The organism is uncultured Porphyromonas sp. (genome assembly GCF_934359325.1).
Classification (GTDB): Bacteria; Bacteroidota; Bacteroidia; order Bacteroidales; family Porphyromonadaceae; genus Porphyromonas_A.
This window is the reverse complement of the sequence record NZ_CAKRLH010000042.1, coordinates 1-11,362: the sequence shown is the minus strand read 5'-3', so window position 1 is coordinate 11,362 and position 11,362 is coordinate 1. Positions and strand designations below refer to the sequence as shown.

Sequence of the window (11,362 nt, the reverse complement as noted above, 5' to 3'; positions counted from 1 at the left end):
TACCTCGAGATGATCGCCATCGGCGAGCCCGCAGCCAAGGAGGCTGCTGCTAAGCCCGCTGCCTGATCGCACGAGGAGACATACCCCTAATCAATCGCTGAGCCGCAGAGGAGCACCCGCCCCTCTGCGGCTCTCTTTTTACCCCCTTTACCCTAGCTCATATCTGTTACCATTAATAGTTTTTCGCCTGTACCGTAACGGTATCGACACAAGTCCTTCATAGGATCTACACAGACTCTTATCCGGAATGTCACAGGAGGTTAATCGGTAGGTAATAACGCTTTGCCACCTTTGCGGTGGAAAATAATCAAGAAGATATACTCTTACAGTAATGAAGGCTTACCGTATCATACTCCTGGCGATCATGACCTGCAGCACGACTGTAGCGACTGCGATCCCCACTCTCGGAAGCAACCATCTCATCTCCACCCTTACTGAGCCCGAGGGCGAGACCGCCGGAGGCATACTCCACGGCGTCATCACAGACGGCACTACCAAGGAGCCGCTTATGGGTGCCACGATTCGTCTTGAGGGCACCTCCTTGGGTAGCTACACCGACATGGACGGGAAGTTTACCATCACGGGGATCCCTAAGGGAGTCTACACCGTGGTCATCTCCTACGTCTCTTACAAGACTGAGCGGATCCCCAATGCCGTCATAGAGCCGGGGCAGCGTGCCACACTCGACTACACCCTCCACCCAGACGATGAGGTGCTGGAGGAGGTGGTGGTGACGGCGAAGGCCAATCGCGAGTCAGAGAATATGCTTCTCCTCGAGCAGAAGCGCGCCCTCATTGCGATCGAGGCGATCGGCGCCATGGAGCTTGACCGTAAGGGGATCTCCAATGCTGAGGCCGCCGTACAGCAGGTCTCCGGCATCTCCAAGCAGGAGGGGGTGAAGAACGTCTTCGTCCGCGGTCTCGCCGACCGGTACAACAGCACCTACCTCAATGGCTTCCCCATCCCCTCGGATGATCCGGAGTACAAGAATATCTCGCTCGACATCTTCGATACCGATATGATCCAGAATATCGGGGTCAGTAAGGCCTTCAGCTCCACTCGCGGCGGTGACGTGGGTGGTGCAGCGATAGACATCAAGTCCAAGCAGCTGCAGGGTGATCATCTCTTCTCGATCGGCGCCGGCGTGGGTGGCAATGCGACGCTCCTCGGGCTGGACAACTTCTACCGCCAGGACGGGGTCAGCTACTTCGGCTTCGCCAATCGGACCCAGCCGGACCGCAGCCTCTTCCCCGGCTATGGCTCTGAGATCCAGGGCGGCACGGACTACCCCTTCGTCAATAAGCTCCAGCCGGTCAAGGTGCCGGCACCCGTGGATCACAATCTCAACCTCTCCCTTGGCAAGCGGCTCGACCTCGACAGCGTAGTCCTTGACCTCCTGCTCGTGGGACGGCACGAGGTGGGCTACTCCTACTCCAATCGCATCAGCCGCAGCTTCTCCACCGTATTCAATGGCGGGACGACCGGTCTCTGGTACACCAATCAGGAGGGACCGATGTACGACACCGATATCCGCCAGCTCCTCCTCGGCGACGCCTCGATGCGGATCCTCGACAAGCATACTATCCGCTACACCGGGCTCTTCATCCACTCCTCCAAGCAATTTGTCACCACACTTATCGGTCAGCACTCTGAGCACAATCAGGATGGCTCGACGACGCGTCAGCCGGATGGCGACCTGCTTCCCGACGGATCTGAGCCGATGGAGCTCAATCACATCAGCCTCACCCGTCAGCAGAATAACGATAACCGCCTCCTCATCAATCAGCTCGACACCGACTGGCAACTCACGGATGGGCTGACCCTCAACGTCGGCGGTGCAGCCAATATCCTGCAGGCGTACGAGCCGGACCGTCGGCGCCTGTACATGGTCCTGACCGATAAGGGCTGGATCCCGGACTGGTCGATCAGCAATGACCGCTTCTTCTCCCACCTGAGAGAGACTGACTACAACGTCAAGGCCTCTGTGGAGTGGAAGTTTGCCCCCGAGTCTTTCCTCACCCTCGGCTACAAGGGACGGTTTATCGACCATAAGTTTAATTCCATTGCCTACAACCTCCTCACCACGGTCTCTGAGGGACTGGATGCCAAGGGGTACAAGGAGCTGGACTGGGACCGGATCTACAATGCGGAGACACTGCGAAATAGGGATACCAGGGAGACCCCCTTCTCCAATATCATGCTCAATAACGACGAGTGGTATCAGGCGATCAAGCAGACGCATGTCGGCTACCTGGATGCGGTCTGGAAGATGACCGATGCCCTCACCCTGCAGGGCGGGCTACGGGTGGACCTCCTCCGCCAGCGCGTCTCCACGGGGATCAACTCCGACATCCCCACCTCGACCGTCTACGCTGGCACGGACCCCGACAAATACAGCATGAAGCCCTTCGTCCTCCCAAGCTTCAACATCCGCTACGACATCAACGACCAGCACATCCTCCGCTTGAGTGCCTCCAAGAGCTACTCCATGCCGCGCTTCAAGGAGGTCTCCACCTACAAGTACGTCAATATCGACTTCACCAGCTGCGGTTGGTCCAAGGTGCGCTTCTCGGAGCTCTACAACGTCGACCTGAAGTACGACTGGTACTTCTCCCCCTCAGAGCTCTTCACGGTCACTGCCTTCTACAAGCACATCAAGGACCCACTCTCTCGAGTCTTCCTCGCCGGTACCGCCGGCATCCTCCAGTACGCCAATCCGGCCGACAAGGCTGAGGTGGCGGGCGTGGAGCTGGAGCTGAGGAAGGACCTCCTCAATACCTACAGCATCGCTACCGAGCGGCGGCACAAGCTCAGCATGGGCCTCCGCGGCTCCTACCTTTACTCCGATATGATGCTCGACCTGGAGCCCTTCGGCGTGATCAAGAGCGAGCGGACCGAGCTCGAGGGGGCGTCTCCCTGGCTCGCCAATGCCGACCTCACCTACAGCTATTCCAATGCACGTAACAGCTACACGGGGACGATCCTCTTTGACTACTTCAGCGACCGTCTCTACACCTACGGCACTGTGGGGCAGAATGAGAACGGCATCATCGAGAAAGGTATAGCCAAGCTTAACCTCGTCGGTGAGGCCAACCTCGGCAAGCACTTCTCCATTAAGATGAAGCTGAATAACCTCCTCAATAGCCCCATCCGCAAGGTCGAGGTGCCAGGAGAGGTGCTGCAGAAGACCTACGCGGAGTACTACAATGCCCACCCTGAGCTGACTGCTCCTCACGAGCCGGATGCCCCGCAGGTCATCTCCGAGTACCGCAAGGGAGTCAGCTTCAGCATCAGCGTCGGATATAAATTCTAAGCAATAAATAATCACTCATTTTCAAATAGAAAAAGACAATGAAAGCACTTACCAGAAGCATCGCCCTCCTCATGATGGGGATCGCTACGCTCAGCCTTGCCACCTCCTGCAAGGAGGATGACAATAAGAAGCCCGAGGAGAAGAAGGAGCAGGCCTCCCTCAAGGGGAATATCTCCGCCGATCGCACCCTCGACGCTAAGGTCGCTTACACCCTCGATGGCGCACTCTTCGTCAAGAAGGGCGCCACCCTCACCATCCCTGCCGGTACGGTCATCACGTCGGAGACAGGATTTGATAAGTACATCCTCGTGGAGCAGGGTGCCAAGATCAATATCCAGGGTACGGCACAGAGTCCCGTCACCCTCACCGCTAAGGACAAGAAGCCCGGCGCCTGGGGCGGACTGGTCATCAATGGCTACGCTCCCCTCACCTCCAGCCAGAAGAGCGCCAAGACGGAGATCAACTCCGAGTACCCCTATGGTGGTGATAACCCCGCAGACAACTCCGGCTCCATCACATATCTCAAGCTGGAGTACTGCGGTGCACAGAGTAACGACGCTGTGGAGCACAACTCTCTCACCCTCAATGGTGTCGGTAGCGGCACTATGATCTCCAATATCTTCGCCTACATGGGTGCGGATGACGGAGTAGAGTTCTTCGGCGGTGCCGTCAGTGTCGACAACTTCCTCGCTGTCAATATGGATGACGATATGTTTGACGTCACTCAGGGCTGGTGCGGTAAGCTCACCAATGCCTATGGCGTCTGGGAGGATGGTCACGTCAGCACCGAGAAGGATCCTCGCGGCTGTGAGGTGGACGGTAACCACGACGGCAACTACGCCGGCGATAGCCATCAGTCCAATTTCACGATCGAGAATATCACCATCCTCCTCGCCCAGAAGCCCTCTCAGGACAAGGGGCAGTTTGCCAACGACATCTTCAAGATTCGTCGTGGCGCCACCGCTAAGATCATTAATGCCCTCGTCAAGGGTCAGGGTCAGGCGGAGAACTTCATCAACACCACCGACAAGCTCGGCAATGGTACTCTCACCATCACCTACAACAACCAGCTCACCACCCCTCTTATGGGAAAGCTGATCAAGAAGGAGAAGGAGGAAGAGGTGAACGCCACCGAGGACAAGAGTCTCACCGGCTGCGACCCCGCCCTCTTCGCTTGGACGGGATACAAGTTCCCGGACGTCAAGTTTGAGAGCCTCAAGGGCAACGTTGCCAAGGATATGACCCTCGATGCCTCTGTCGCCTATATGCTGGACGGTCCTCTCTTCGTGAAGAAGGGTGCCACCCTCACCATCCCCGCAGGTACGGTGATCACCGCCGGTCAGGGATTTGATAAGTATCTCCTCGTGGAGCAGGGAGCCAAGATCATGGTTAAGGGTACCGCTGAGAAGCCCGTCATCATGACCGGTGTCGAGAAGCGTGCCGGCTCCTGGGGCGGCCTGATTATTAACGGCTACGCACCTCTCACCTCCGGTCAGAAGAGTGCTAACACTGAGATCAATCCGGAGTACCCCTACGGCGGTGACCAGCCTGAGGACAACTCCGGCTCCATCGAGTACCTCGTCCTCGAGTATTGTGGTGCGCAGGATAATGACAACGTGGAGCACAACTCCCTCACCCTCGATGGAGTCGGCAGTGGTACCAAGATTGCCAACGTCTTTGCCTACGCTGGTGCAGACGATGGTGTAGAGCTCTTCGGTGGATCTGTCTCTGTGGAGAATTTCCTTGCTGTCGATATGGATGACGATATGTTTGACGTCACCCAGGGCTGGTGCGGTAAGCTAACCAATGCCTACGGCATCTGGAGAGACGGGCACGTCAGCACCGAGAAGGATCCCCGCGGCTGCGAGGTGGATGGTAACCACGACGGCAACTACCCCGGCGACAGCCACCAGTCCAACTTCGTGATGGAGAACGTCACCATCGAGCTGGCTCAGGCTCCGTCTCAGGACAAGGGGAAGTATGTCAACGACGTCTTCAAGATCCGTCGTGGTGCCACCGCCAAGATCATTAACGCCCTCGTCAAGGGTCAGGGTCAGGCGGAGAACTTCATCAACACCACCGATAAGAAGGGCAATGGTACCCTCACCATCACCTACAACAATCAGCTCACCACACCTGTCTTTGGCAAGATGATCAAGAACGGCGCAGAGAGTGAGGTCAGCGCCACCGAGGACAAGAGCCTCAAGGGTTGTGACGCCGCCCTCTTCGGCTGGACTAAGTATGACTTTGAGAAACACACATACAATCGTAAGTAAGAGAAAAAGGAAAGCAGAAGAATAGGCATAGATCCATTCATACTGTAAGATAAAAGGAGTCCGGAGGTCGTGTCTCGTGAGAGATACGGCCTCCATTTTTATTTCGGCACAGCTCAGGCAGCACGACAGGCGTGGAGAGAGCTGCAAAGATACCACCTCCCCAAGGGACCAAAGTCTCGTACAGTCTCCTCTTGTCTCCTTACTGCAAGAGCCATCTCATTCAGTCATTTCGTACAGCACCAGCACCTCACTCAGTCGAGACCGTTTGAGACGATGGTCTATCGTCAGGGAGGCTCCATTGTGATACTTCACCTATTGTGTCACTATTGCAGAGATCATACCCTTCGGTGTGATGAGGCAGAAACAGTTTGTCTCAAAGGTCGGATCATCCAGACACCACGGCTGGTTCCCTTCCTAATTTCTATCTGCAAAGAAATGCCAACTAAGGTTAGCAATCCGACCGCTCAAAAAGCGAAATCGTGCAAAAAAAAAAAAAAAAACAAGATTCTCATAACAATCGTTACCCTATATGAACATAAAATGTCTAAGATTGCGATAGAGAGGTTGACCAGATAAGTAGTACTTCTACAGGTCAGCTTTTCGCAAGTCAACACCCTGAATGGAACAAATTATCTACAATACAAAACCTACTTAATCGCTTAGCTGATATGAAAAGAAGAATCTACCTCTTCCTCACCATGCTCCTGCTTACGGTGATCTGCGCTACAGCTCAGACTACTACAGCAAGCGGAGTGGTGCTGGATGAATCAAGCCAACCGATCATCGGGGCCACCGTACGAGAAAAGGGCGTCCCCACGAACGGCACAACGACCAATATCGATGGTCGCTTCACGATCAAGGTAAAGAGCGGCGCCACGCTCATCATCACCTACATCGGCTACCACCCCATCGAGATGGCAGCCGCCTCCAAGATGACCATCAAGATGACTCCGGACAGCGAGTTGCTGGACGAGGTGGTGGTCACCGCCATGGGCATCTCCAGGACTAAGAAATCCATCGGCTATGCCGCTCAGGAGGTGAAGGCAGAGGATCTGCAGAAGGCACGCGTCACAGATGTCAATAACGCCCTCGTGGGTAAGGTGTCCGGTCTGCGCTTCCTCGGTGGTTCGGGCTCCAACTTCGATGCCGGTACGATCGTCCTGAGAGGTACCAACTCTCTCTACAACCCCGCCGGTGCCGAGCCGATCTATGTGATCGACGGTGTCATCACTAATAAGAATGCCCTCAATATGGACGATGTGGAGAGCATCAATGTCCTCAAGGGACCGGCAGCCACCTCTCTCTACGGCTCTCAGGGCGGTAACGGTGCGATCATCATCACCACCAAGAGTGCCAAGCCGGGACAGTCTGTCGTCTCCATCAGCCACACGATCCTCTGGGAGGATCCGTACCTCCACGCCAAGGTGCAGAAGCTCTATGGCGGTGGCTACGGATATGACAACGACGAGATGCCGATCTTCCACTGGGAGGACGGGATGGATCCCGGACTGAAGCCTCTGGACGGACAGCGCTACTACGACTACGGAGACGATGCATCGTGGGGACCAAAGTTTGACGGAAAGCCCTACATCCCTTACTATGCGTGGGATCCCACAGACCCAAGGTATGGTCAGACAGCTCCGTGGGAGTTTGGGATGAACCTGAAGGAGCTCTACCGGACTGGAGTCTCCAATACGACCAACGTCGCCTTCTCCAAGTCCGGACAGGGATACAACACCCGCATCTCCTTCACTAACGTACAGCGTCAAGGCGTCAACCTCAACTCCGACGCCGTCCGGCGGCACATCAGCGTGAGGTCTGACTTCGACGTGAGCGAGAGACTGCACGTCGGTCTCGACTGGAAGTACACCTTCCGCCGGAATCACAACGTCACCGCCGAGGAGTACGGATCCTTCGGATCATTCCTCCAGGAGTTCCTCCAGTGGGGTAATACGAATGTCAAGATGAGCGACCTCAAGGCCTACGACATCCGTCCCGACGGGACATTCCCGACATGGAACATCAACGGACCCGGTGACCTCACTCCCGCCTTCCACGATAACCCCTACTCACTGATGAAGTACCACAATGACTACACGGACTTCCAGTGGAATGTATTTAGCTTCAACGCCGACTACAAGATCCTGAAGCAACTCTCTGTGGGGACGCATATCTACGGCAACCTGCGTACCATGCTTGATGAGCATATGATGCCGTATAACTTCAATGGTCAGACACCCGAGTACCAGCAACAGCAAAATAGGACCATCGACCTCACGGGACAGATCTACGCCAAGTACAGTGACCGCTACTTTGACGATCGCCTAACCCTGGACGCCATGATCTTCGGCGAGTACAGAGATCAGAGGTATGATCGCTTGATCGGCGGGACGACTGATGGTCTGATCCTTGATAAGTTCTGGAACATCGATGCCTCGGTCGGAAAGTTTTATGCGTCCAACCTCAAGAATAACTGGCGCACCGAGAGTGTCTTCGGTACGGCAACCATCGGCTTTGACGACACCTATTACCTCGACCTCAACCTCCGCAACGACTGGTCCTCGACCCTACATCCGGATCACAACAGCTTCCTCTACGGCGGCGCCAGCGGATCGATCCTGCTGAGCAGCCTGATCAAGACCGACTGGCTCAATTACTGGAAGCTCCGCGCCTCCGTAGCACAGGTGGGATCCACGATGGACGCCTACGGTATCTACCCGATCATGGTTACGGGTGACAAGTATGGTCAGACGGTCACGATGCGGCAAAATCGTCAGCTCTTCAATCCGGAGATTAAGCCGACCATCTCCTCCTCGTATGAGGTGGGGACGGAGTTCCGTCTCTTAAAGGGACGACTCTATGGAGACCTCAATCTCTACCGAAAAGACTCGAAGAATCAGATCCTTAATCAGATGGTGACCCCGGAGAGCGGATTCACCACCCGGAAGATCAATACCGGTCTGATCCGCAACCAGGGAGTTGAGTTTAGCCTTGGCTTTGTCCCCGTCCAGACTAAGGACTTCATCTGGGATGTTAATTTCAATATCTCCAAGAATCAGAACACCCTAGTCGAGCTGCTCGCCAACGATCAGGATGACGACAGCTACCGGATCACATGGTACGGCTTCAGCACAAAAATCTACTCCTATGCCCAGGAGGGTCGCCCGATCGGTATCATCAGGGGTACAGACTTTGACCACAATGACAATGGACAGCTGATCCTAAAGAAACGTCAGGACGGTAGCTACATCCCCTCCGTAAGTACAAAGGATGACCAGAAGGAGCTCGGCATCGCCCAGCCGGACTTTACAGGCGGTCTCTCCACGTCACTCACCTACAAGAATCTCACCCTCAGTGCCTCGATGGACTTCTCCGTGGGAGGTAAGCTCGCCTCCACCACCAATATGTGGATGGCAGGCTCCGGAATAGGCGACTTCACTGCTGCCACCAATGACCGGGGGAAGAACGTCCGCGACCCGCTCGAGGAGGGCGGAGGCTACCACCTCACCGGTGTAGATACCGATGGTAAGCCGGTAGACACCTACATAGACGGACGTTTCTACTACGAGACTATCCTCCCGCTTATGTGGGGACAGTCCGTCTATGATGCCACCTACGTAAAGCTCCGCGAGATCTCTCTCGCCTATCGCTTCGATAAGGCACTCCTAAGTAAGCTGGGCATTGGTCTGACCGATGCATCCATCTCCTTCGTTGCCCAAAATCCGTGGCTCATCTACTCTGCCGTGCCCAATATTGACCCATCGGAGACGGTTGGCGCATTTGGAAACTTCCTTGAGACCGGTCAGGCCGTATCGACCCGCTCCTTCGGTGCCACGGTATCTCTCACCTTCTAAAATCACAAGCAAGATATGAAACGACATATACTATACAGTCTGGCGCTGGGTATCGTACTGACGGCTCTTGCGGGCTGCGGTAAGTTTGGAGACATCAATCGAGACCCCAACAACCCCTCCAACAACGACACCCGCTATCTCCTCCTGAGGGCTGAGCAGGGCGTCACCGGAGCAGTATTCTCCGAGAGCTCGCTCGCCCCGTCGACGAATCTCTACAACCCCTGGGCACAGTTTTACCCTCAGTACTTCGGTGAGGGGAAAAACATACAGTACACTGCCCTCAATATCAACAACGGGTCTGCAAGCAACTACTACACCATCTTCCTCCGCAATCTGAAGGTCATCATCGATGCCAATAACGACAAGGAGCAGGCAAGCTCTGCCTTCGTCAGCAAGTTGGGTCCCAATAAGGATCAGATAGCCATCTGCAAGACCCTCAAGGCTTACTATATGATGACCATCACGGACATCTATGGGATGATGCCCTATACGGAGATGATCAAGGGCGAGGAGGGCAATTTCACCCCGAAGTTTGACTCCATGGAGGAGATCTACACCGGTCTCGACAAGGAGCTCCAGGAAGCCTATGCTACAATGTCCGACCGAAAGACGATCGACCCGACCTTTGACATCATCTACGGCGGAGACATGTCGAAGTGGAAGAAGCTCAATGCCTCCCTCCGGATGTGTCTTGCGATCAAGCTCTCCGACGTCGCTCCCGACAGCGGAAAAGCACGCTTTGCAGCAGCCTACCGCGATGGTGCCATGACCGAGAATGGGGATAATATGGTCTACCCCTATCTGCCGGAGAATAGCAACGCCAACCCTGTCTATGTCAATTACTTCATCGACAGACGAGTCGACTTCTACCCCACCAGCACTCTGGTCAATGCCTTCCTCGACCTTAAGGACGGGCGCGTGCTCGCCTACGCGAAGCCGAACTTAGACAACAAAAATAATCCAATCACCGGTGCCCCGTGGGGCTACGACAAGCAGGAGATGGGGAACTTCAAGCAGGAGAACCCACTCTCCCTCCTCGCAGACAACCTGACGAAGCAGGACTACCACCTGGTGCTGATCTCTGCCGCCAAGGTGAAGCTGATGTGTGCAGAGGCAGCTCTCAGAGGGTGGATCTCTGCTGATCCTGAGGCACTCTACGAGGAGGCTATCCGACTCTCATTTGAGGAGAAGAATGTTGCCGGCATCGCTGAGAGCCTCCGGCTACAGGAGGCAGGTGACGGCACAGTCTTGGACGCTGTCCAGAGTGTCAATCACCTCCTGCTCTCCGCTGACGAGTATCTCGCTCAGCCTCAGGTGAAGCTCTCAGGCTCCACAGAGGAGAAGATCAAGCAGGTGGCCTATCAGAGGTGGCTCAATGGCTTTATGCAGCACGGTGTGGAGGCATGGAGCGACTGGCGCCGACTCGGTGTGCCTGAGCTGAAGGTCGGTGGCTATGCTGAGCAAAGCGGCATCACCCACATCCCCTACCGCAGGGTCCTCTCTACCGACGACTGGGATCAGAATCGCGACAATTACAACGCCATGGTCTCTGCTCAGGGCGAGAACTCCATTGACACCCGCATCTGGTGGGACGTCAAGTAATACCTACATAGGTACGCTCTTATGAGTGCTTCACTGTACTTACTAAGACATTAGAACTCGTACCGATTTTCCTTTTCACCATGGTGTGACAGGTGCTGTGCAGTACCTGTCACACCTTTTTTTTGTCGGTACTAGTTCGCCGAGTACTCGTACTTCACGACAGAGACCACCCCGGGAGATAAGAGATGACCAATCCGGGCTCACGTATTTGTGGGGTATACAGCAAGTGTGGGGCGGCCGGGGCAGTCGGCGAAAAGTGGTACCTTTGTGACCTATATAATATAAGGTATACAGATCATGAGTCAGGATAATAGTCA

4 protein-coding genes are annotated in these 11,362 nt (G+C 55.2%); all 4 read left to right on the top strand.

The genetic code is table 11. The features are described from left to right. Nucleotides 1-331 precede the first annotated feature (331 nt). The 4 genes from Q0F21_RS02930 (at nucleotide 332) to Q0F21_RS02915 (ending at nucleotide 11,045) form a co-directional block, all read left to right on the top strand. On the top strand, nucleotides 332-3,313 hold the full coding sequence (locus Q0F21_RS02930; RefSeq protein ID WP_297237247.1) for a TonB-dependent receptor: 2,982 nt from the start codon (nucleotides 332-334) through the stop codon (nucleotides 3,311-3,313). 38 nt (nucleotides 3,314-3,351) lie between these two features. Beyond that, nucleotides 3,352-5,589 (top strand): hypothetical protein, encoded by a 2,238-nt coding sequence (locus tag Q0F21_RS02925; protein WP_297237245.1) that lies wholly within the window; start codon nucleotides 3,352-3,354, stop codon nucleotides 5,587-5,589. Nucleotides 5,590-6,257: 668 nt separating this feature from the next. Beyond that, nucleotides 6,258-9,443, top strand: coding sequence for a SusC/RagA family TonB-linked outer membrane protein (locus Q0F21_RS02920; RefSeq protein ID WP_297237243.1), 3,186 nt, complete (start codon nucleotides 6,258-6,260; stop codon nucleotides 9,441-9,443). 15 nt (nucleotides 9,444-9,458) lie between these two features. After that, entirely contained in the window at nucleotides 9,459-11,045 is a 1,587-nt protein-coding gene (locus tag Q0F21_RS02915) for a SusD/RagB family nutrient-binding outer membrane lipoprotein (protein ID WP_297237240.1), read from the top strand. The last annotated feature ends 317 nt before the right edge of the window (nucleotides 11,046-11,362 follow it).